Raw genomic sequence first — 25,396 nt, 5'->3', positions numbered from 1 at the left:
TCGATCTCCCCCAGAAACCGGTCGCGCCGCGTCTGCTTGCGCTTGGCGGAGTACTCGAGATCGGAAAAACTGCGCTGCGACATCGACCATCACCTCGGGCAGGAAACCTGCCGCCATTATCCCAGAGCTGCGTACCGGGCGGGAGCGGCAGCGAATTAAATCAGCGTCTCCCTAGATTGAGCATTGTAAATGGCGCCAGTCGATGAGGAGCATTCGTTCTTGCCGTTCTTTGTGAGCGGCCCGTGGACGGATTCGTCAACTTCGCATAGATCACCCCACAGCTCGGACACTCTGTCGACGGCGTGATCTGGTCATCCTCGGAGGTGCGTTCGTATCCACACTTCGGGCAGCGCTTTCCTTCGCTCATACTCTACTCCATCAGGCATGAGACGTATCATGCCCACAAGAATGATTTTAAACCAACGGCTACCCTTGGCCTATTGACAAGCGTTAGTCTGCTGTGCCCCGTGGGTTGCCTGTCGCTCGGTATATGCATCTCCATAACTTGATGAAAGCTGCTCAATCAGACCTCGGCACGAGAAGCCCTGCATTTGGAGATACTGCTCGGCCGATCGTACCGCCTGCTCGTTCCAATCAACATTCAGGCTATCCACTGCAACCGCCGCATCTGAACGGTCGTAACCATCTCCGTAGTCAGACGACAGTTGCTGGATGAGCCCCTCTCGCGAGAAACCCTGCATGGCGAGATATTGATTCGCAGACCGAACCGCGTTCTCTTGGGGCCCAGTCAGGTTTTGCGCCCATACGGACCCCGAACCAAGGATAAAAGCAAGCAAAACTACATTAATGATTCTCATTCGATTTCCTCCACTCGTTGGACATTCTGGCCTCCGGTAACGCTGATTAACACCCCTGCATCCGGCTCCATAACCCATCAACAGGTTGTTGCAAGGACGTTGGTGCATGCGCAGCCCGATGTCCTTCCAGCAACGCGCCCCCCTCGATACCTCCAGCAAGTGCAACACCACATCGCACCGGACTTGGTCGTGCTAACCGTGGTACGCAAGGAACGGACTGGGTGATGCTGTGTAGGTAACGTGCAGGCCACGGATGGCACGCGTGGCGGCCACATGCAGGAGCGCCCGTTCGCTCGTCTCGGTCGAACGCCGTTCGGTGGGGTCCTCGCTGGCCTCCAGCGCCCGGCGCAGGGGGACCACGCCGTCGTTCACTTCCACGATGAACAGGTAGCGGAACTCCAGTCCTTTCACGCGGTGCATCGTCGCCAGGCGCACACCGGGCTGATCTGAACGGTCGGCCTGTTTGCGCGAGACGGGGCGGACCGCCAGTCCCTCATTCTCCAGACGCGCGCGAAAGTCCTCGACGATGTTGTTGGTGCGGGCCACCACGCAGATGTCGGCACCCGCGACGCCCTGGTCCTCCTGGAGCTCGCGGATGCGGCCGGCGACCCAGGCGGCTTCCTCGTCCCGGCTGCCAAAACCCTGCACGACCGGGGCGTCGCCGTGCATCAACGAGCGGTATCCGACATTGGCGTCGTCACCGCCATCCAGGTCATCGATGGCCACGCCTTCCAGAACCGACATGGCAAAGCGCCGGGTCTCCTCGGTGGTGCGGTAGTTGATCCGCAGCTTGCGGCTGCGCCCGCGCACCTCGATCCCGCAGTGGCTCAGGGCGTAGCGGCGCCGGTAGATCCGCTGGTGACCATCGCCGACGATGAACATGTCGTTCCCGCGCTGCGGAACCAGCATGCGCAAAAGCCGCATGACCTGCGGACCCATGTCCTGCGCCTCGTCGACCACCACGGCGTCGTACGGCAGATAGCCGCCCTCCCCGCGCTCGATCAGATCGGCCGCATCCTGGGTGGCATCCTCGTTGGTCCGCAGTCCGCGTTGGTGCAGCTGGATGCGCAGTTCCTCGAATACCGGCCAGATCGCGGCGCGCTGCGCCCGCGTGAGCGCAACGCCGCGCCCCGTTCGCTTCGCGCGGAAATACCCCGTCCGGTCGGTCACGCGCTGCGGCAGAATCACCCGCTCCCACTCTTCGTGGAAGAACGAATCCGGCAGGTCGATCTCTGCCGGGCGCTGGTCGAGCGCCAGCTCCCAGCATTTGCGGTATTCCGGATCCTGGTCGTAGACGATCCGGCTGGGGTAATCGTTGCGCTTGAGGAAGCGGCTCACCCACTGGTCGATGTGGGTGACCTCGATGCGGTCCATCTGCTCCTTCGAGCAGATCTTCTGCAGGTTGGCCTGAATGTCGGTCGCCAGGTTGGCGGTGAACGTGGTGAACAGCACCTTGCGCTTCGGGTCACTCAGGGCATTCTCGACCAGCCAGCGGGCCCGGTGCATGGCCACGACGGTCTTGCCCGTGCCCGCGCCGCCGAGCACGCGCACGGGGCCATTGGTGTTCCACTGCACCAGGCGGCGCTGGGAGGGATGGAGGAACACCCGCCAGCGCTCCAGCGGGGCCTCCAGCATTGCCTGCAGTTCGGCGTCGTCGCTGACCACCATGAACCGGCGTTGCGAGTGCGCCTTCTGCAGGGCCGCCGCAAAATCCTCGGTGTCGAACCCCGTGTCCGTCTCCGCCTGCGACGCCGCGTACTCCTGCTCCACCTGCTGCAGGGATTCACCGGCGGCCAGCATGTACAGGGCCTCAAAGGATTCGCGCGGCAGCGTGCTCTCGAGCGCCTCCAGTTCCTCCGCGGAAGACAGCGCCCGCACCTGACCCAGCATCGACTCCGGCACGCCCAGACGGAGAAATTCGCGATCGCGCAGATCGAACAGAGCCTCGGCCTCCACGGTCGCTTCATCGGCGGCCTGAGGCTCCGGCGTTGCCCTGGCTTCGTTCGCCTCGGCGGGTGCGTCGGGGGCGGTTTCGGTCGAACTCTGCAACAGCTGCAACGTGCCGGTGTTCGGATGCACCTTGCAGCGGTGTCGCCGGGCCCAGTCGTAGGCATCGTCGTGCTTGTCCACCCACAGCAGTACGTAGACATTGCCGGTCTCCGGCTTGAGCACGATCGCCCGAAAATCCTGGTCGATCCGCACCGAACGGAAGTTCGGGTCGGCCACCTGATTGAGCTTTTCGTAGTTGATCCCGGAGCTGAACGGATCGCGCCGGAACTTGGTGACGAACTCCTGCACCTTCTTCTGCTTGCCGCGCGGGATCGCCGCAAAGGCCGAGAAGAAGTCGTCGGAGATGGCCACCATGGGCTGAAGATCGGACATCATGCCTCCTGCATTACTTTATTGGCCACGGCCTGAATGGTTTCCTCATTAAGGCCGACCCACACGCTCCAGCCGCGCGCTTGCAGAGCCTCCTGCGTCGGCGGGTCCGGGTCGACCAGCAGGCCCGTGCGCGCGTCCGGCCAGGCGAGTTCCAGTTCCGCGACGATCGCGCCGGCCTCGTCCGGCAACTCGTATCCACTGTCGGGGCACGGCACGCCCGCCTTCTGCAGATCCGCCACGGCATCACCGAACAGGGACAGCGTCCGGAGCTCGGCCCAACAAGCCTCCTCACCCGATCCGGATGCCGGTTCGGCAGCAGCCGCCTCCCCGGTATCCACCGCCTCTTCGGCCGGCGCCGGGGCATAACGCTCGCCTTCGACGCCGAGCGCGGAGGACAGCGAGAACCGCGGCGCGAACTGCAGCAGGTTGGACAGGTTCCAGAACGCCTGCCACGCCGTCTCGAACGGCTTGTCCGTCGTCGGGTCGCGGTCGTCGATGAACAGGGCGACCGCCAGCGTTTCCCGCAGCGCTTGAGCGTCCTTCTGAAAGGTCGCCACCGGCAACCCCGCCACCATGCCGGCCACGCCCTCGTGCCCGGAGAGGACCGGAAGGGCCCCGCCCATCGCGAAGACGTCGCCGCCGGGCGGCCCGACCACACGCTCCGCGTCCCAGCTCGGCACCCGGGTCTCGAGCGCTTCGGCCACCGCCTGGCGCAGGCCGGCATCGCGCGCGGTGCGCTGATCCAGCATGCAGAAGGCGCGCGAGAAGGCCGCCTCGCGCAGCCATTCAAGGGCCTCATCGCCCCCCTGGAGATACTGAATCAGCCACCGAAAGCCCCCCTGCTCCAGCCCGCCACGAAACTCGCCATGGGGGCGACCGCCGTTGTTCGCCGTCAGCGCGTTGTAGCGCTTCACCATATCCGGCACCTGGGTGGATTCCAGCAGCTCCACTCCGGCCCGGGTCGGCTCCTTGCCGCTTTGCGGCAGGTCGTTCCAGCCCAGGCTCCAGACATGGAAACGGCCGCTGTCGAGGATCGCCTGGCGCTTGGCCGTATCGTCCGCCAGGTTATCGAAGTGTACGGAATAGCCGTCGACGAAGACCGCCACCGGTTTCTGTCCGTCGCCCGCCCGCACCGGCCAGAGCACGAAATCCGGTTTGCAGGGAACCCGCACCCCGTCGGCCGCCCCCAGGTTGCGCTGCAGTTCCAGTTTCCAGGCGCGCGTGGAGGCGGGGGTCTCCGGATCCTGCCCCGGTGGCTGCAGCGTCAGGAAATAGCCGGGCTTGCCGTTCACCAGTTCCTGGCTGGCGCGCACGCCCGCGTGTGCATTGCACAGGGCGTCCAGAAACCGCTGCTCCAGCTCGCTCTCGACCAGGCTGTTCAGGTGGACCTCCTCCACCCCGTCGATCGGCTCCAGCGTGTCGGCGTGTTCCAGCATGCGACCGAGCAGGTCCTCGGCGGCGGCCCGCGAGATCTTCGGCATGCGGTAGCGGTCGCGCCAGGCCAGCACGCAGGCGTAACAACCGTCGCGATCCTCCTCTTCGCGGCACTTGCAGGTACGCACCACCTCCCACGCCCGGCGCAGCACTTCCAGCAGCGGCCCGGTGTCCTTCAGCAGCTGCTTCAGGTAGCCCGTACCGCCCGGCACGCTGTCGTAGAGGACGAGATAGCGGCGGCGGCTACCCTCACCCGGGGCGGTGTAATCGGTCACCCGCAGGTGGTCGACACTGCCACGGAAGTATTCGCGCAGCCCCAGGTTCAACGCCGCGATCAATGAGTGCAACCGCACCTCCGATTCCGCGAAATCCGCCAGTGGCAGGAGGATGCGGATGGCCTCGGAATGCAGCTCCCGGAAGAGATACAGGCTGGAGTGATAATCCTCTTCGCTTTCCTCGGCCCCCGACCGCGCGAGCGGACAGTCATAGGCATGCGGGAACTGACCCGGGCGCGGAGCCCGGCCGCCGGGGCGACGGACCTTGCCGCAGTGGCGGCAGATGCGAAACCCGGGGCGGGCGTTCAGATCCCCCGCCACGCGGAACTCGGCCTCCTCGACCCCGAGCTGGCCGAAATTGATCTCGCGCAGCGTCACCTGCGGGATGTACTCGAACGCGAACGGCAGGTCCTCGGTCGCCAGCCGCCAGGCCCGGCGCGGCTGTTCGGGGTCGATGTCCACCAGCATCTGGCGGGTGTAGAAGACCGGCTGGCGATCATCGGCGTCATCCCCGATGCGGCTCTCACGGTCATCCGCCGTGGCGAACACCTGGCGCATGCGCAGCACCGAGCGGCGCTGCTCCGCGTCCGCCCACTGGGCGCTGCCGCAGCGCGGGCACACCGAGTGCGGATCGCCCGAGGTCTCCAGGTTCTCGACGTACTGGCAGTTGTCGCAGAAGCGCCACTGCTGCACGGAGTCGGCGGCCAGGTCCACCTGATCGATCTCCACCGCGCGCCCCTGCGCGTAAAAGCGGTTCAGGGGCGCCAGTTCCGCCAGCGCCGCCTCGGCGGATCGCTGCATCTGGAAGTTCAGGCGTTCCATCCGGGGGCGGTCGGCCTCGCCCTCGCCCGACCCGGCGCCTCCGCGGGTGCGGCGCAGGATGATCGACTGCAGGGTCACCCCTTCCTCCGGGAAGGCGTAGTTCGGGATCAGCCCCTCGTCGGTCAGGAAGTTCAGCGTGTGCTGGTGGTTCAGGTGGCGGCGCAGCGACATCAGCGCCTCGCGCTCGCCGCGCGCGCCCGCCAGGCGCTCGCGCACTTCGTCGTCCTCCGGCCCGCTCTCAAGGTTGCCGATCTCGCGCTTCAGGCGATCGATGCGCCGGGTCCATTCGCGACGGCGCTGAGCCGTCTCGCGCAGGCGGTTGAGCAGGCGCCAGTCCAGCCCCGGATGTTCATCTTCCGGGGCGCCGAACAGGAAGCGATGCAGGCTCTCCCGCGTGGCGTCCTCGAGGCCGGGGAACAGCGCGGTGAAATCGTCCATGATCGCGCGGCGATGGTTCGCCACGTATTCCAGCCAGTCGTGCGGAAAACGCCGGGTGTCCTCGCGCTCGATAGCATCGAGCACGATCTGCATGCGTCCGGGGATCGCGTCGTTCTCGATGCCGCTGGCCGCCCAGCGATCCAGGCAGAAGGCCATCAGCTGGCGTTCCAGCACGGCCGCCGCGTTCAGGAACACCCCCGGGGGCTCCACCGAGCCCGCCAGCATCTTCAACGGATCGTCGAAGAAGTAGTTGTCGTGCCCGACCCCGTTGGCCACCGTGACCGCGAGCGAGTTGCCGTCGCGCCGGCCCGACCGGCCGATGCGCTGGAGATAGTTGCTCTGTGACGGGGGCACCGAGCACAGCAGCACGCTGGACAGATCGCCGATGTCGATCCCCATCTCCAGCGTCGGTGTGGCCGACAGCAGGTTCACATCCCAGGGCAGGGGATCATCGCGTTTGAACGAGCCCTCGATGGCCGCACGCCCATCGCTGTCCAGCAGCGCGGTGTGTTCCGCCGTCACCAGGCGCGTGGGGGCGCCCTGACCCTCCTGAAGCGCGTCCTGCTCCGACGGTCGATCCGGTTGTTCGTAGTGTCCCTCGCAGGTACTGCGCAGGCAGGGCACGCCGAGCCAGTTACGGTGCTCGTTATCCAGCACCTCCACCGGGTGCCCGCAGACGCCGCAGTGCAAGGACTTCACCTGGATCCCGGCATACCAGCGCTGCGGATCCAGCCCGAACACTGCCTGATCCCCGACCGGTCGTTCCAGCAGCCAGCCGTCGCGCCGCAGCACGTCGACGGTCAGGCTCATCACCTGGCGGAACTCCGGGCTCGCCAGCACGTGTTCGTCCGTGGCCAGCACCCGATCGAACCAGGCCCGGAACCACGATCCGGACTCACCGTGCAGGTCGTCGAACGACGGCCCCACCCGGCCCAGGGTCCACAACGCCGGCGGACGGGCGGCCCCGCCATAGTTCGGCAGGAACAGGCTCAGGTTGAACGGCTTGTAGGTCTTGCCGCGCGCCTGGATGTACTCGTCGAGGAACGGGTGATAGAAGGCGCCCCGCGTACGCCCGCGCCACAACAGGCCCTGCAGGAAGGCCTGCACCTTTTCGACCCCGACGTCCCGCAGCGGCCCGATCTCCTCCGAGAGCCGGTCGGCCAGCGTCCGGGCCGTAGGCAACAACTCGTCCTCGATATTCACGCCCACGGTCGCTATGCGGCCGCGTTCCAGCGTGCGACCGATGCGGGCACGCAGACCGAAGCCCTGCATCACCTCCCACTCCAGGCGCTGGCTCACCAGCTCCGGCAGGTCACTGTCGGACGGCAGCGCATCCGTCGCCACCAGCTGTTCGTAATCGCGCAGCCACACCATGTTGGGTGCGATGAACGTGCCGACGAACCGCGCGTCGTCCCCCAGCACCCGGCGCCAGTAGCGCGGCATCTCGCGCGCCACCATGGCCAGATCCAGGTCGCGCCCGCGATCGTTCACAAATTGGGCGATGGCGCGGCGCACCAGCGTGGTGTACGTCCGCGCCTCGAAGAACCCGGCCCGGTGCGCCGCGTCCTGCACCGAGTCCGAGAAGGCGATCAGCTTGCGATGCTCGTTATGCAGTGAGTGGTAGAGCTGCCCGATCACCACACTGGAGAGTGATGCCGCGCGTGCCCCCAGCAGGCTCAGGCCATCGCCCGCACCACAGAACGGGCAGTCGTGGTGGCTGACACGAACCTTGTGCTCTCCCCGTCTACGTTCTCGAGTCATGTCCGGCTGCCACACGCGAACGCCGGCATCCGATTCGCAGGGAGAACCGTCCGGCCCGCCAGCCTCGGCCGAGCGCCCCGGGCGCAACTGCTCTTGTTCCGGACACGCCCAGCCGACGAACCCCGCGGTGCCCTGCGACCCCGTGCGCGGCGGTTGATCCTCCAGCGGGAACATCAGGCACGCATCCGGATGGTTACCGAACCACGCGTTGTAGATCGCGCGCAGATCATCCTCCAGGCGGCCTTCGTCCGGACGCTTCACGCTCGCCCAGCCGGTGGCGTGGCATTCCCGGCAGTGCACCACCGGCAGGTGCAGCCCGGAGCGCTGATCCGAAAGGCTGTCCGCAAAATCCAGTGCCGGCTCCGGCGCCACGCTAGCCACCATGCGCCGCAGCTCGCGCAGCCAGAGCTGCACCCGCACCTCCACCAGCGGTGCCAGGCGTTTGTCGTCGATGCGCCGACGCGCGGCGGACACCAGCGCCAGCAGACTGTCCAGCATCGTCAGGGCCGGCTCGGTGCCCTCCAGTCCGAAGCGTTGCGCCCAATCTTCGGCGATGTCATTGAGTTCCACCGGCCCCTGCTCGCAGCGATCCAGCAGCTCCGCGAACCCCTCGTGCGCCACCAGCTCCCGTCCCAGTTCCACCCGTGCGTCATCACGCTCCCTCGGGTCCGCAGAATCCAGCTCCAGGGACCGGTCCAACCAGATCTCGGCCTGCCTGCGCAGCCACTCTTCCGAAGTGCCCGGGTTTCGCGGGCGCATCCGCGGCAATTCCGACCGGGCTGGCCAGCGCCAGCGCGAGTGCTCCGCCGTCGCGCGGCGACCCTCCGCCTCCAGGTATTCGTGCGGCGACAGGCGCTCTTCCAGCAGCACCGCGTCTTCGTCGAACGGTGTGGCGAACACCTCTTCGGCGTAGTCGCGCAGGCGCCCGGCGGCCTGCGCTCCGCCAATGGTGGCCGACGTACCGACGCAGGCGAGCTTCCCTTCAGGTGCCAGACGGTCACGCAGCCGTCGGATCAGGCACGCCAGATCGGTCCCCTGCGCCCCGTCGAAGGTGTGCAGCTCGTCCACCACCAAATAGCGCAGCGTGTCCGGCTCGTTGAAACGCCAGATCGCCTGGTCCTGCGGACGCATCAGCAGGAAATCCAGCATCTTGTAGTTGGTGAGCAGGATGTCCGGAGGATTCTGGCGCAGGGTGTCGTGATCCGTGATCACGCCCTGCGCGCTCATGCCCGTGGTCGGCGTGCTTTCCCGGTCCCCGGTGAACAGCCCGACCGAGACCTGCCCCCGCAGGCCCTCACTCTCGTGGATCTTCTCGGCGATGCGCCCCGCCTGATCGCGGGCCAGCGCATTCATCGGATAGATCACGATCGCCTTCACGCCCGGGGCCGAGCGTGCGGCGGCATCCTCCAGCAACGGGTAAAGAAAGGACTCCGTCTTCCCGGAACCGGTCCCCGTAGCCACCAGCGTCGAGCGCGGCACGGCGCCGCCCAGGCGCTCGAAGGCCCGAGCCTGATGGAGAAACGGCAAAAAACCGAGCTGAACGTACTCGAACGGCGACGGCGCCTCCGGATCCGCCGTCCGGAACGGCAGCCCCAGACTCAGATACGGCCCCTTGAACAGCGCCCGCGGATCCGCCAGCAGATCCTCCAGCGGGGTCCCGCCATCGACCCGGCGGAACCCCGGGGTCGTCATGGGGAAGGTCGCCCGCAGAAAGTGCCGGACCCCTTCTCGCAATTCCGTTGCTACAACTGCTGGCAGCATGCTGCTCCTTTTCCCGACGACACCGCCGGTCACCCTCCACTCAGCAATGCTGGGGCGATGACCTGCTCACCCAACCAGAACACGGCAACAAGACCAGTCAAAAAAATCCCCCACAGGGTCGCGCCGGCTCCAACCCACGAGAAATACCCATACAACAATCCAACAATCCCCCCGAAAATCGAGATCACCGGAATAAACAAAAACCTAAAAACCCAACCATTCGAAGCTGCGCCTATCTTCGCATCATGTGCATCCGCTAACCCGTTCATTATCTCAACCGCCTCAGACAGTAATTCTTTACGGCACACGCTACTCTCGTCAAACTCTTCATGGTGCACCACTTTGTTCCGGATCGATGCCAGGCGACGCAGACCCTGGACCGCACTAGGGTCAAGCTTCGCTTCTACACTGGTCACTTTCTCATGCAACCCCTTGCCTTCTGCCCCGAGCCAGCTCTCCAAAACATGCTCAAACTTCTTGGATAAACAAATCATTAGGGATTCGAGATCCCTCTTCACCTTGCACGCATGCGGCGTTACGATATCGCAAGGCACAAACCACCGAAGCGCCAAAGACCATCCTGATCGGGCTATCCAGAAGCCCACCCACAAGAAAAGAAACACCCCCACCACAGAAAGAAAAACAAACCCACTATACGCACCCCCTGACAGATCCACCCCCATGGACTTAGCAGGGAAAAAACCCAACGGCCAAAGCAGTAACGCCCCACCTACACAGGCCGGCCACACTTTGCCGGTCGAAATGGCCCACTCCAACAACCTGTCTCCACCATCAATCGCATAAACCAGAATTACTGCTCCGTGCAGCACCAGATATGGCACCCACAACCCAGCCAAAAAATCGTAAAACTTGGCCCATTCCATAGAGCCACACCTCCACTATATCATCCGTACCGACGCACTATATTAAAAACAATTACTTATTACTAAAATAGTGGTCCAAATAAGCCCTTCACCCACAACCGAAAAACCGTTTCCCCGGATGGTGATATCTGACCGCCATACACCCCGGGACCAGCGACCAACATCGAGACAAAAATTTGCATTTCACAAGAAGACTTGGGCGGGACTTTCCCTGTTGAGCCTGAGGAAACCCATGCTGAGAAATTACTGGCACCTGGAGCCTACAAGCGCATGAGCCCCGATTGCAAATCGAGCGCCAACCACATTTTCTACCGCTGGCTGTTCGTCACCCCAAAAACGGCATTGGCGCAGAAGCCGATAACGCAACCTCGAACAATAATGATCTAGTCCGCCGGAACCATTTCAATCAGATTCGCCACCATCATCGGGCGACTAAATGTCGGGTCCCGGCTGGTTGTATACACGTTTACGAAATAAATCGGGGCGTTCCTGTTGCCAGGCCTTGAGTGTCTCAACCGGCGTTCGGTGCCCCAGCGCCTTCTGCCCGATCTGATGGTTGTACAGGCGCTGGTAGTTCTGGAGGGTGTCCTTCAGATGCTCTCCCGAGCCGAAGCGCCGGGTCCGCAGCAAGTCGGCGATGCGGCCGTTGAAGCGCTCCACCATTCCGTTGGTCTGCGGCCGTTTCGGCCGGATCAGACGATGCTCGATCCCGTGTTCGGCGCACAGCCGGTCGAACGGGTGGCACCCGGTGGGCTCGCGCTCTCCGGTGGCCGCAAAGCGGTCCGTGAACTCCTTGCCGTTGTCCGTGACCACGTGCGTGACATGGAACGGCGCCCGTTCGATCAGCTTCTTCAGAAAGCCGCGCGCGGCGTCGGCCGTCTTCGAGCGCCGCACCTCCAGATAGACCCAGCGCGAGGCGCGGTCGATGGCCACGAACAGGTAACCGCGCGAGGCCTGACACCTAATCCTGACCACGAACCCGGCCCTTATCGTCCCTGTCGTGCTCCACCACTGGGGGACTCCCGGATTGTGCATATCGGACCATTCTTCCTTCTCCCGGCGCCAAATCTGTCTCCCCACGAGATAAACAGCGCCGAGAACATTCGCATCCCGATCCATTGTAGGGTGATGTTGCCACCCTGCCGTGCCTCCAGCCAGTCCCTCTCACAGCGGATGGTGCCAGGGACCAGTTTTCCTCCGGCACACCCGAAACACCCATTAAGCTTGGGCTCGGCCTAAATCATCAAACAATAGATTGGGGGTTTCCTTAGCGTCTTTGAGGGTCAAAAGGCACCAGCCCTCCAACCTGTCCGGAATGGGGCTGGCCGCGCGATCGGATGCCCAAACGCCGATTTTCAGATCGGGCCACGCCAGCTCGAACTCGCCGACCACCTCGCCCTGGCCATCCAGTACCTCCTGGCCGACCACCGGTTCCGGCAAGCCCTGCTCGATGATGCCGTCCACCAGCTCAATCGCCTGCTCGCTCACGTTCTTCGCCCAGTCCGGCCGAATTCCGTGCGGCGGGACCGACGACGTATCCTGCTGGTCACAACCCTGAAACTCATTCAGCAGATCGCCCAGCCAATCGCGAGCCCGCGCCCGATCCACGCGGTCGTGGTCCACCCGGGTCTGGGTGTCGAGCAGACACTGGCTGCAGCCCGTCTCGCAGTGATCACATTCCAGTTTCTCGGCCATCCGTCGCAGCATGGGCAGCACCACCTTGCCCGCGGCGGACGAAAACCCCGCGCCACCACTCACCGCATCATACAACTGGAGTACGATCACTGAGCCGCGATCACCGAGGCGCCGGGGGCGAGTCGCGTAGCCGATCTCGGAGGGGGCCACGCCAAGGGTTTCCGCGAGTGCGAACCTCAGGGCAATAGCCAGAGTCAGGCCAATCACCCGCCCTTCATGGTTATCTTCGATGTAGGTGCCTCGAACGGGATGGCACAGGGTAAGCTCGAACACGTCGGTCGGTGTCACGACACCGAGTTGGACGTTTTGCTGGAGGCTTCCCGAGCCCGGACAAGGCGCTGGTTGCCCGTCCTTCCGATCTTCACGCGTTGGTTGGGGTGCGAAATGCGTTCCATCCGGCGAAAGTCCCTTGGGGAACTCTCCGTCGGCAGTCATGGACTCCGCACGGCCACAGGTCATGCACACCGCATAACCCTGACCGTACAGCCCCGCACTGTGGTGGAACACCTTCCCGTTCGTAGCGTGGGCCATGGTTCCGAGTGACGGATTCGGCAATGCCGTTTCTTCCGCTTCGAGGAAGACCCAAGGTGAACCTGCAGGCACAAATCGCTGGGACTGCACGTCATTCGTGGGCGCGACCCTGGAATCCGCCACAAAACCGGCTGGCTGCAGCACCCGTTTGATGTTCTGTGATTTGACCGGTGCCCCGCAGGCGCTATTGCTGCAGACCAGCGTGTCGGTGTCGACGATTCCTTCGTGGTGACCCACAGTGCCACATGCATCGCATCGCCAGACGCTCTCCAGCTTCTGCGATTCGTTTGCGCCGCTCTCCATGCGATGCCAGTGAAGCGATACACCTGCGGACGTAAACACACGACCGTCCAGAACAACCTCGGCGCCCGGCGCATATTCCCGAATGGCGACCGACAGGTTCCGGGACGGAAGCCCACGGTAGCTACTGTGGTTGTCTTCCTTGCTCCGAGCAGCAATCCGCGCCCTACGCTGCTGATGGTAGTCGTGCAGAGTAAAGTGGTTGAAGGTGACGACATCCGTGGGAAAGCCGTACCCCGGGAGGAAGGTTCGACCCGCGAGTTCACGCAACAGATACTCGTTGCACAGCCGGTCCAGCTCGCGATCCAGGCGGGCCCGATATGCGCTCTCCGGGGTTGCCTGTTCCTGCTCCGACTTCAACCAGGAATGATTCGCAGTCCAGTCCTTCTGCAGAGCTTCCATGTTCGCCCGCGCCTCGCTGCGCAGCTGCGCCGGTTCGCGGGATTCGAGGACCGTACCGCGTGTCAGATGCAGAATATCGGCGTCGGCTTCATGTCCGGCCGCCTCCAGGGATTCGAGAAACTCGGTACAGGGGGCCGGCTGCGATTCCCCCAAGTAGAACCATTCCGTGGTCAATTTGGTGCGCTCGACACCCCCCGTCCCAACCGTTCGGGTCAGGAAATGCCCGAGAAGCAGCGCCTGCACCTGACGCTGAACCAGGCGCGCGGAGCTGAATGCAACCGCCGGGACCGGCATGGCTGTCCGAAACGGCCAGCTCGGGTTGGCGAACACCTGCAGGTCGTGCGGGTTGTGCTTGCACACGGTGTACGCAATCGCACGGGCCTCACGGCTGCGTCCGGCCCGCCCCGCACGCTGCAGGTAGTTGGCCGGATGCGGCGGCACATTGTTCATCACCACGGCGGTGATGCCCCCGATGTCGACGCCCATTTCCATCGTCGTCGAACAGTTCAGGACGTTGACCCGCCCCTTCTTGAATTGGTTGACGTACTCTTCCAGGCGATCTGAGGACTGCTGCGCCGAATGTTCCGCCGTTCGGTAGTAGTAACCACCCTCGACCGCTCGATCGTTCAGATTGACCCAAAGGCTGCGTGAGCGCAGTTCGCGGATCACGGGGTCTGCGGCAATCTGTTGGCGGATATGCGCAAGTCCGGCTTCGTAATCGAGCTGGGTGCGCTCGAATACCGACAGGTCAGGATAGTCCACGGCCTCGACCCGGTGACGACGGCGTTCCCCTTCGTCAGAGCGTAGCGCCTCAATGCTTCGCGGAAGATACGGAGTCCAGTCGCGGAACGTGGTATCCAACAGGCGGTTGGTGACCGGACAGACATAAAAACGGCTCTGAAGACGGAAACCAAGGCTATCGAGCGGCAAAGAAAACTTGTTCTGGTCCGGTTTCAGGGCTCCCCCGGGCCCCGTCAGGACTCGCCAGGCCGCCCGAAGCCAATCGTTGATGCGGTCCACATCCGCGCGATCCCCCGGGTTCATCCCGCCTCCCAGGACCAACAGCTTCACCAGGCGGTGCGACGTGTTGCCACCCCGGATTTGCGGCCACTTCAACAGCCCCGGTTCCTGACCTGCCTCCGAGTCAGGGGACAGGAATCGCTTCGGCTTGAATGTCACCCCTGCCCAACGAAACACTTCCTGGTTGGCGTTGATACCACTGGACGCCCGAATGTAGAAATCTAGGGCCACCTTCAGAAACTCGCGCCAATCCTTGAGCTCCAACCCTTTTTCTGCCCAGCCCTCGGGCACGGTCCGGAGGTTATCGAGACACGGGTAATCCACGGCAGCCAAACCGAGTGTCTCGGCACTGTTCTGGCGCTTCGGTCGCCGCATGAATTCGCGGAACAGCAGCATCTCCGCCAGTCTCTCGGCCCCATCGGCCCCCCCGAAGAGCTCCGGGTTGTACTGCTTGTTGAACTCGCAGACCGGCCCCGCGATATCCTCCTTTCCAGCCAGCGTTCGAACCATGTCGCGCCAGGGCAAACACACGGTATCGGCGGCATCGCCGGAAGATTGGCCTGTCAGTGTGGCTTCCTGCTGCCTGATCCGCTCTTCCATCTCGGCGGCGGCCTGGTTCATACCCGCGGCGAGCAAACCCTGATGAGCCTCACGGAGAGCCCGGAGGCCCTCATCGGAGACCTCATCACGTGGCTGAGCGGCATGATCGCGTTGCGCCGCCCCCAGGACCTCCACCACCAGTCCGCGGAGCTTGTTGCGCTCTGCCTCCTGCTGCATCCGCACGGCCATCCGGGCCGCTCCCTGACGGCTGTCGGTAAAGGTAATCAGGCGCCTGCCTCGACCTGGAAGGGTCTGAGGCCCGGCCTCGGATGCCCCTTTCTCGGGTTGGAAGTCTTCGCAATATTCCAGGACCGTGGGCACGGCCTGAGTCACATGGAACGGCCCTCCGGTCAGAGCCCGATTGAAGGGAGAGCGGCCGGAATAGCCCGTGAATGCGCATTGCGGACGACAGCACTGGGCCTCCGAGTCGTTCACCCCCAGACGGACCGAACGTTCACTCGCGGTGAAGCTCCCCGTCTCCAGGTCGACCTCCACCGGAAAATACGCTTCACCGATGTGTTCCGGGCGACAGAAAACCGTTGGCTCATTTTTCTGCGCGTCCAGGTCAACCTCCGGCTCATCGCCTTCCGCCTCTTCGGTATCGGATTGCAGAGAGAACTCATCCTCAACCCGGGTCTCCCAATGCTTCACGTGACCGGAACGCGTGTCCGCCAGAAGGTGCGGCTCGTTGCAGTCGTCGCAGAACGCCAGCTCCACCACCGGCGCACCACAACCGCAGGTGGCACGCTGTTCGGTATACACGCTGCCGAACGGCCAGTCCGTGGCCAGTGCGGTTCCCGCTTTCTCGGGGCAGTCGGGATCCATACACGCCCACAGCCCGTGCAAGGTCTTCTGAAAGAAATGCGCACGAAGGTTGAGAAACGCCGGTTCATTCTCGGCAGGTCGCGTCCCCGAACACAGGTCGAGCCATCGCAGGGTATCGCGTTCGCTCAGGGAGGCCCCGAGTGTCCGGGAAACATGCTTGCGAATCTCGCCCAGTCCAACCGGTGAGCCGTACTCCACGACGAAATCGCGGATCGTCCGGGCTTCCGGCGAATGCGACAGGGCCTCGAAGCGCGCGTTCGAAACCTCCTTGCTGCCGGGGTCGGACGGGATCGACTCCAGTTCCTCCAGCGTAGCCGATCGGCCCTCACTGGCCGGAAGTTGTGGCACCACGCGTTGCCCGCCCAGGACCTCCACACGTTCCCCCGGCACCCCTGAAAGATCGGAAAGGAACCGCCGAAGGTTCTCCACACCCTCCGGACTGGAGATGGTCGCCGAGGTCGCCACGAACCGGACATCCTCCGGTTTTACGCCAAATGCGATCATCACCCGGCGCAACTGCAGCGCCAGTTCCGCGGCCTGCGACCCCACATACGTGTGGGCTTCATCCAGCACGATCCAGCGAAGCGATTTCCTGGCCCGCGACACACGCACTATCGGCTCGTCCACCTGCCGGACCATCATGTATTCCAGCATGGTCCCATTGGTCACCAGGATCGGTGCCGGGGACTCGCGCATCCGTTCGCGCGAGAGCACCTCGTTCGGACGCTTCTTCTGCTCCGCGCGTACCCCGCTCGCACGGTCCGGCGTGCGGCCGTTGTAAAGGCAGTAGCGCATCCCCTCCCCGAACGGACGCGTCCAGGCATCCAGACGATCACGTTGCGAATCGATCAGGGCATTCAGCGGGTACAGGAACAACGCCCGGACCCCTTCCAGCGTGTCGGTACCCTCGGCCTCGAGTTCGCGGTACAACTCTTCGATCACCGGGACCATGAAACACTCGGTCTTGCCGGACCCCGTACCACTGGTGACCACAATCGATTTCTTCTCCCTGAGCAGCGCCTGCCAGCTACGCAGCTGGTGAGTAAACGGTGCCCAGTCCGCGTTGAAGCGGTATTGCCCGTTGTCCGGGTCGTCGAGTGCGTCGATCACCGTCGAGCTCAGCAGGGAGTCGGCACCTGTTCCCAGATCGCGCAGCCGGCAATTCGCCGGTTCCCATGCGAAGGTCGGTTCAAACTGCGGCTCCGCCAGAAAGCTGCCCCTTGCACCGCTTTCGGCATCCAGCACGCCCGCCAGGTGCTCACGCAACCCCGGGTGGGTGACACCCAGCAAACCCAGCGTGGATTCCGTTGCCCGAGAACGGGCCTGATCAACCAGCGAAGTGAAAAACGGTCGCATGGAAAGTCCTCGATCGATAGTCACAGACGGGCGAAAAGAGACGCATTGAAGGCGATTCGAAACCACGTGGCATCGAAATCACGGATGCGGCGGAACTGGAACAGCGCCTCTCCGTAGTCATGGAACACCTCGTCAACGCGCGCCTCGCCCAGGGCGATCGCCGCTACGAAGGCAGGCAGGTAAGCCACCGAGTTGCGATGCTGGAACTGGGTATGAATCCGGCCAGCCGGTTCATCGGCCCTCCCCCCAATCCACTCCGTCAGCTCCCGGGCTCCATAATCGGGCCATTCCACATCCACCCGCTCGCGGATCACCTGTTCAAAAAGATTGGGCAGAATCAGAGCTGCCTGTCGGGCTTGTGGCTCAACATCCCCCTGCCTCAACCATCCCTGCAGTTCCGTGCCATAGGCCACCGTGGCGTGTTCAAGACGCTGCAACGTCCGCCCCAGCACGTCGTTGACGGTGTCCTCCGGAATGCCCTGGTCCACAAGGAACCGATGAAAGATCTCCGTGGCCGCGCGGAAGTCCCGTACCGGCAGCATCTCGAAGAACAAGGGGAAATCACGTTCCAGACGACCGACGAAATTCTCGTCCATCTCGAACTTGAACATCGCCATGCAGAGCGCACGCGGATGCTGAACCAGCGCCTTCCAGACTTCGAATGTGGTAAGCGGCAGGTATCCGAAATTGCGATACAGCGCGTTGAGAAACTCCCATCCACCGTGCCGCGGGTTCTCGCTCATCGCATCCAGCACTTCGTCAAACGACGTTGTGCCGCGACCCGGCCGAAACGCCAGCACGGCCTTTTGCAGGCTTTCCACGCGCTCCAGGTCCACACCCGAGTCCGGCTCGCCTGGTACGAGGAGCGGGCGAAAAGAAATCTTCGAGTCAGGCCCTGGAACCACGAGCCACGGACCATCGCGCGACACCTGTTCCGGCAGCCTGAATTCCCCAGTTGGCACCCCTTCACTGCGTACCGGTTCCAGCGAAACCGCCGGAACGGACGGGGCGTGCAGGAGCATCAGACGCGGGTCCAGGCCCTCCGCGCTCCCCCCGCTCCCGTCCGCCACATGAACCCGAAACTCATTGCCCTCCGACCGGCGCAACTGCACCCCGAACAGGCGAACCCTGTGTCGCACCGGAACCGGACCACCTTCGACCTCCAGCCGCACCTCGCAGTCGATGTCCGTATCAATCGAAAGCAGTTCGACGATTTTTTCGCGGAGCCCGTGCAAGCTGATCTCCAGCGGCTGCTGGCCCACTCGATAGATCCAGCGATCGTACAGCTGCCCCCTGCCATACCCGGAAAGTAAGAGGGTGACCGAAAAGCCGGACCCTCCCTGAGCCCCGTAGAGCATGAGACGCGCACCCAGCAGATCATCCACCGCGAGATCACGGGCCAGGGGCCTGCCGTCCCGGTCCAGCGCAAGGCACCCCACATACGGGAACGGGAGCCGTATTTCGATCGGATCAGCTACGAGGGAAGGGGTCACTCGTATGGCCACACTGGCCGGGATCTCGCCCACTGCCTGCAGATACAGCAGGCTGGATGCCTCATCCTCGCGGGTGCGCTGGACCTCAACCCGGTCGTCGTCCAACTCCACCAGGCAGCGCTGTGCCGTCGTGACACGGATCCAGCCCTGGCCCGGCTGGTCTCCCCCGATCAGTTGAACCGCAAAATCGGAGGGTAAAATACCGACCTTGCGCCGCAGCAGCGTCTCGCCCGAACGATTGCGAATCGACACGGAGCGCACACCACCAAGCTCGTGTGCCGGCAGCGACTCGATACGTTCGCCACCCACGTAAACCCCAAGATCAGCCACATCGGCGGCGCCACCACTCGCCGAGTGGTCGATCCGGGGCATGCCCCGCAGACACAGTGGCGGGTTTGTCGGCCAGTCGAGCATGTCACCCGCAAGACCGAGGCCCATGGACGCGGCCCCCGCCTGCCCCGTGCGCACACTGAAGCGATCGTCCCCGACCAGGCTCACCGTTACCTGTCCGGAAACCCGGTACCCGTCCAGGCCGAGCCTGGGTACCGGTTCGGGCCGAACGTTCGCATCTTCCGGCTCCACCCGCTCCAGGGAGACCCCGGTCGGGACCGTAACCAGCACATCGCGATCCTCCGTCCGAAAGGAAGCCTGCCCGCAGACATGCCATCGATTCTCGCGCCAGGCGAACCCCACCGGGACCTCCCCAAGCGCAACGGCTCCCCCCGGAATCAGGACCTTGCCTGCCTGCAAACCGCCCGCCGATACCGCCAGCAACAGGAAGCGATTGGGCGAACTCCTCCGGATCCTTCGCTCTCCGGCGCGCAAACGAATCTTCGCGAAGCCGGGTCGTGAAAGATCCGCGAACACCGCCCCCAATCTCAGGCACGGTTCGGTCCCTTCCAGGATCTCGACTTCCAGACGCGAACTTGCCGGTACATGTTCAAGCGGCACCTGCAACTCGGCCGGCAGCGTCACCACCGTCTCCAGCTCTCCAATCGAGACGTCGCGAGATACGTGCGTACACGACAACGCCCCGGTACGACGCCGGCGGCGTCCCTCATCGCTCGCGGTCTTGAGCAGGCTGTTCAGGAAGTCCTCGCCCGTCTCCTGATCCAGCGGGATCGGAAAACGCTCGCGCCACTGCGGATCCTGCTGATCCAGGAATGCCACCGGCTCTTCCTGCGACTCCAGGCCGTGACTGCGCACCAGCGATCGCAACTGCTGCAACATCCCGGTAATCAACCGCACCGGGCCCACCGACGAAAACACCTGGGGCAGATGCGATGCGTCGATCTCGCGGCGCACGAACGCCTCCATGTCCGCCCCCAGGGCCTCGGCCTGGTCGACACGGCGGAGCAACCGCACGAACAGCACATGAAGCGGGTTCCCCGGGGCGCGCAACACCTGGAACGGCAAGCCACCCTCACTCATGAGCGAACCCAGAAAATCCCGATGCCCGGCCTCGAACCGATGGATCGGGCGCCCCCAGAAGTCCTCCAGCCCGCGAGTCATCACGTCACCCCTGGGAGCCGGGTCAAGTTCGAAGTCGAAGGCCTCGAAAATCGGCTCCCATTCCCATTGGTCAGGGTGCTTTTCCCGCCTGGACCACTCGGCGATCCCCAGAACCAGCGCACCGCAGACCCGCCTGTCGTCCCTCACGTCCATGAAATCCGGAATAAGACGGAGAACACGGCGGAGGTCACGGTATTCACCATCCGTGCACCGATAGCGGTACAACTCTCGCTGGTCCGGCTTCTCCAACCCACGCCGGTCCAGAAACGTCCGCACCCAATCAATCGTTTCCCGATGAAACATCCGCCTCCCCTCGGGATGGTTGTCCGAAACTCCCCGTCGCGACGACGCGAGCCTCTGCGACCTATGCTCGAGGCTCATTGCGACCACTCCTGTCGCCCGGCGCCCCCCTTGCCACGCATCCGCGTCGTGCGGCGGCAGCCCCACGTCTCTTGGCTGCAGGGCTTCTGGAACCCCTCCCGCCACCTAAAACAAGACACCCTCGACGAACTCCCTAAGCCGTCCGTGTTCCAGCTCTGCGTAAATCTCTTCGAAGGTGCCGGGCGGCAGCGTTTCCTCGTGGGCGGCCTTGTTTCGCAGCTTCCGAAACCTCTGCAAAAAGTCCAGAAGCTCATCGTCCCGCAGCCCGGGGGGCAAACCATCCCTGATCTTCTCCAGCAACTGCGCCTTCCGCCGACCGTTGCCCCCCAGGACGGAGAGCCGATCCGCCACAGAGCCGTCCACCCCAAACCCACGATCCGGATTTGAACCCACCTCTTCGTGGACCGCACCGTCGTAAACGCGGACGAGGCGCGACTCCAGAAATTTAAACCAGTGCGTGAGCAGCATTGCCGGAACAGGAGACCCTGCCACCAAATGCCCCTCATCTCGGGCACGTACAGTAAATATCACCAACCCTTTCAGTTCTTCCACATCCTTGCCATCCATCCAGCGCAAGTTCGCGTAACCCACATATTCATCGAGAAACCGCGCCCCCCGCACCTCAGCCTCCTCACCAATCTCCCGACGTAACTCCTCGAGCTCCCCCTTATCGAGCGACAACCGACTCACCCTCCCGGAAAGGAATGCAGCTAGCCTGCTCCTATGCCCCGACTCCGAGCAGTCGCCATCCGCTACCACATCAAAAAGCTGAATCGCTGCCTTCACGGCTGCCATAACACGACCGTTATGATCCCACCGCAACGCCCAATCAATCGCCGCGTCTAACCATGACCAATCAAAATCGGCTTCGTCATTGTAGGCGAAGACTTGCGTCGGTAGGTAAAACGCCATCAATGCACACCCCAACTCTACAAAGCCTTCCTCGAATGCACTATTTATCGCCAACCGAAAACCAGCGCTTCGTTCCCTCGCCATCCCATGAGCTTCTATTCCGTACTCAAGAAGCTCAGGGCTTCCGATAGACGCCGCATCCCCGAACCCAAAAGTGTCATCCTGCCCCAGCAGTAAAACAAAATTCACATCGGGACGGTCAACCCCAACGAACTCCATTGCACTTGCCAGGGCCTCGCCTACGTAACCGCAGTCACCATATCCTATACGTGCACGGCCCCTGGACGAGTCAAAGCGTCCCAGCTTTCGCACTACACGCCCGAGAGAGCGTGACAGATCTTCTTTATCAAACTTGTTCCCGCTCGACAGATGCCCCACGTGGTCCACAAGTGCCGGAACGGTGTATTCATCCCCTTCACCGTACAAGGCTTCAAAAGCCCAGTGTTTATGAACCCCCCAATCCATCCGGGGAACACAGTGAATTCTATTAAGCGCCTCAAAGTGATGCCTGACCGAAGAGGGTATGTTCTCCCTAACAAGCCGTTCCCGCCTGATAACGGGCAAGACAGAGACAAGCTCAAAAATCTCGATGATCGCGCGCGCCGCTCGCTCGTCTCTTCCAGGCTGATCTCGCCCGTCACTCGACACTTCCGGATCCGCCTCTAATGCCTCCCACGACGCTGAATTCAATACGCGATCGAACATCCCCTGCGGCAAGTGAATCAATGCATCTACTAATTTCTCGGGATAAAATTGATCCCCCCATGTCTCCGGCTTAACAAATTCGAAGTGAAAATCGAAAACGGTAGAGACCAAAGGAACGAACGCTTCAATGCGCGAAAGAGCTTCGTCGGAATAGCTAGACTGCCCATACCTTTCCTGATCAATGGCCCATGGGAGCAGTATTTCGGTAACGTGTTTTTCCAGCCAGAACTGGCCCACGACCGTTGGCTGCTCCGGACTGTCAGTATCTTCCGGGTACACGTTGTCTATGAACGCACCGATGATCTTTGCGGGTTCAGAAATAGCCTCAAACCAAGGAGCGTCGGACCGCCTGAGAAAAGGCAGTATAGCCGGGAAACGGCCATATACCGGATTGCGAACGCGCAGTTGGTCCATTTCTACTGTCCGGTCTAAATCAACTTGAGCCGCCATCCGGGCAACCTCACAAATTCTTGAGTCCCCCTCTTCCAATGACTCATTCGGTCGGCTCTCTTCGCGCTCCGCGGGTGGATCCAGGAAGTTGAAGCGGTATTTTGCGACCCAGTTCAATACCTCGGTGAGCGGTTCATCCGACATCACCGAATCAGCTAATCTCGCCCAGGTTGCGACGGCGGTTTCATCCACCGTTGTGACTGGGGCGATCGCATCCAATGCCGCGAGAAAGCTGCCGAGCTGCCGGTCATCTTCAAACTGCCGGAGGCGTTGGTAGTAGGCATCCGGAACCAGGTTTATGACGTTGCCCATAGGACCGCTCCCTTCGATTACCTTGGGCCGTAGGTGCCGTCCGGGTGCATCTGAAAGCCGCGCCCAGTGTCCGGACCGTAGGTGCCATCCGGGTAGATCTGCGAACCTCGCCCGGTGTTAGGTCCGTGCGTACCATCGGGATGTATCTGCGAGCCTTGCCCAAAGCTGGAGCTATAGCTCCCATCTGGATTCATCTGGGAGCCGTGCCCTGTTGCAGGCCCGTAGGTGCCATCCGGGTGCATCTTAGAGCCTCGCCCGTAGTCTGGTCCGTAACTCCCATCCGGGAACATTTGGGACCACTGCCCAAAGGCCATCGACGGTAGGGCCGCTGCCGGCATCACGACTGATCCCAAGGTTACGGCCTTTCCGATGCGTTTCTCATCCATCGCTACCCTCCAATTCTCATGATTTTTTCCCGGAGCCGAACGCCCCGCCCTGTACTGGTCGAGTTGGATCTCCGGACACGCCCATGCTCGGCACTGACCTTCGCGGTCCACGATGTCCGCCACCCTGGTTATTGCGTAACCGGCGTTCTTTCCCCGCCCTCACTTTGCGCCAATGTTTTTCTGCCCACCGAGCCACTGAACTCGCGCTGAGCTCTTCCTCCAATTGCCGTTCGGCTTCCTGATCCCCGCGCTGGACTCTCTCACACAACGCGTAGACCCACTGCTTACGCTGCTTTTTACTCAGAAAATTCCCGCCTCGATTGCTCGCTCTGCTCCAGCCCTTCGACATATTCACCTACTCCCCCGCCAAATTTCACGAAGACGGTACCAATCGATGTGCAAAAAAAGGTTCTGCTACAAAAGCGTTTTAAACCCCTGGTGAAGGGATCCGCTCCGCACAGGATTCAACACCCCCGGGGATCGGACCAACCGTTATCGTGTAAATGCGCGTCAAAACAACTTCCTGTTAATCTCGGTCGCCATATTCATACCAGCACGATGGTCCGAGCTCGTCTTCGGCATAGAAAACTGGTACCGCCGGTCCCCTCGAAACACTAGCTTGTGGTGCTTTCCGGAACTCGAAATCTCGAATCCCATTTCTTCCAACCCCCCAGACACCTCGGAGTCCATCGTCCGATATTGAGACAACAGATGTTTAATTGTCTCCGAATACTGCGGCGCGACCTTCTCCACTGGATTTGCGGCTAGCAATGAAGACAGGACATGGTGCCGCCTGGAGCCTTCCGGCGCCTGACTCAAAGCCGACTCTAGAGCGTCCACGACAATTGCTAAGTTCTCACTTACATACAAATCCGTCTCTTCCCCCCATACTAGCAACGGACTCCCATCCGACGAGCGAGTCTTTGCCTTGAGCCCGTGCACTTCAGCTTGCAGCCGAGCTATCTCCTTTTCTGCGGCCTCAAGAGCCTCTTCTTTCGCCTTGACCTCATTATCAAAGTTAGCGACATATTGATCCAAGTCTTCTGACCCGGCCTCTCGCAGTCTTTCAATCTCCCTTCGGGCACGATTTTCCAACAGATTGGTCCAGGTAAGGCGACGGGGGATTCGCAACCTCACAGACCGGTCGCGCAACAGACGCGCGATCTCTTTCGAGATTGTGTTCGGATCGTAACCATGCTCGCGCGGCAGAAGGCGGGTACTGCGCGAATCATCTGGCCAATAGATACCGACCGCTCCTCCATACGGGTTCTGATGGTTCACCTCGATTGCCAGACGATATGAAAACTCACGGTTTGGCTCGCTTACGACATGGGCGACACCGGAGAGCCACCGAGCAAGCCGTTTCGGGTCTAGTGCAGGGTCTCCATTGGCGTTCGCACTTAGGTAAACAATCGGGAGCAAGTTACGAGCATTTCCGGTCAGCATATCTGCAGCAAAGGCGATTTCGCTGCCGCTGAGCTCATATGGCTTGTCGGAAACGACGATCTCGCCGTCTTCCCCTCCTCCAAACCGCTCAATGAGGAGTCGCAGGATATATGGCTTCTTTGCCATCGGAAGCCGGAGCGCGGTGGACTCGGAGTCGCAAGACACTGTAACCGCCACCCACCTTCCGGAATCATCCTCCGCATAAAGGACGTCGCTCACCCATCGCACCCCGCTTGATTCGTCCTTGATATATCGCAATCCGTACCGTGCATATCCGTCGCCTACCATCTGGAGGGCTTCGGCGTACTCGTCCGTGTCCGAAACGCTCCAGTCGGTACGATCATCGAGCGCCGGGTCCAGCAACTGATCAGCTAACGCGGTATGAGGACTACCGGCCACCCATTCCCGCGCGAGGTTGGCGACTTCATCCAGGCTAGCGGTGTCAGGAAGCGGGACAATCGTGTTGAATGTAATCATGAAACGTCCTTTGGAGTG

The 25,396-nt window shown here is 62.5% G+C and carries 8 protein-coding genes and 1 pseudogene; all 9 read right to left on the bottom strand.

Annotated features, from left to right (window positions below; translation table 11 throughout):
* Positions 1 to 437 precede the first annotated feature (437 nt).
* Complete coding sequence (locus F790_RS14400; RefSeq protein WP_083938886.1) at positions 438 to 818, bottom strand: Ltp family lipoprotein; 381 nt, start codon at positions 816 to 818, stop codon at positions 438 to 440.
* A gap of 192 nt (positions 819 to 1,010) precedes the next feature.
* Positions 1,011 to 3,200, bottom strand: coding sequence for a UvrD-helicase domain-containing protein (locus F790_RS0112935; protein WP_019591943.1), 2,190 nt, complete (start codon positions 3,198 to 3,200; stop codon positions 1,011 to 1,013).
* On the bottom strand, positions 3,200 to 9,622 hold the full coding sequence (locus tag F790_RS0112930) for a DEAD/DEAH box helicase (protein ID WP_019591942.1): 6,423 nt from the start codon (positions 9,620 to 9,622) through the stop codon (positions 3,200 to 3,202). The genes F790_RS0112935 and F790_RS0112930 overlap by 1 nt, the downstream gene beginning before the upstream one ends.
* 98 nt (positions 9,623 to 9,720) lie before the next feature.
* Positions 9,721 to 10,575 (bottom strand): hypothetical protein, encoded by an 855-nt coding sequence (locus tag F790_RS14605; RefSeq protein ID WP_156824345.1) that lies wholly within the window; start codon positions 10,573 to 10,575, stop codon positions 9,721 to 9,723.
* Between the two features lie 432 nt (positions 10,576 to 11,007).
* Positions 11,008 to 11,532 (bottom strand): annotated as a pseudogene (locus tag F790_RS13945) (DDE-type integrase/transposase/recombinase); the annotation flags it as partial.
* Between the two features lie 261 nt (positions 11,533 to 11,793).
* The gene (locus tag F790_RS13940) at positions 11,794 to 17,304 is read right to left on the bottom strand and encodes a DEAD/DEAH box helicase (RefSeq protein ID WP_156824344.1); all 5,511 of its coding nucleotides are present in this window, start codon (positions 17,302 to 17,304) and stop codon (positions 11,794 to 11,796) included.
* Between the two features lie 20 nt (positions 17,305 to 17,324).
* Complete coding sequence (locus F790_RS13935) at positions 17,325 to 20,690, bottom strand: STY4851/ECs_5259 family protein (protein WP_019591938.1); 3,366 nt, start codon at positions 20,688 to 20,690, stop codon at positions 17,325 to 17,327.
* 105 nt (positions 20,691 to 20,795) lie between these two features.
* A complete protein-coding gene (locus F790_RS14600) occupies positions 20,796 to 23,069 on the bottom strand; it encodes a hypothetical protein (protein WP_156824343.1) in 2,274 nt (757 codons plus the stop codon).
* Positions 23,070 to 23,965: 896 nt separating this feature from the next.
* Positions 23,966 to 25,378 (bottom strand): hypothetical protein, encoded by a 1,413-nt coding sequence (locus F790_RS14595; protein WP_156824342.1) that lies wholly within the window; start codon positions 25,376 to 25,378, stop codon positions 23,966 to 23,968.
* Positions 25,379 to 25,396: the final 18 nt, after the last annotated feature.

The sequence above is a fragment of the Thioalkalivibrio sp. ALE20 genome, from assembly GCF_000381405.1.
Taxonomy (GTDB): domain Bacteria; phylum Pseudomonadota; class Gammaproteobacteria; order Ectothiorhodospirales; family Ectothiorhodospiraceae; genus Thioalkalivibrio.
This window is presented reverse-complemented; position numbering and strand designations above follow the sequence as displayed.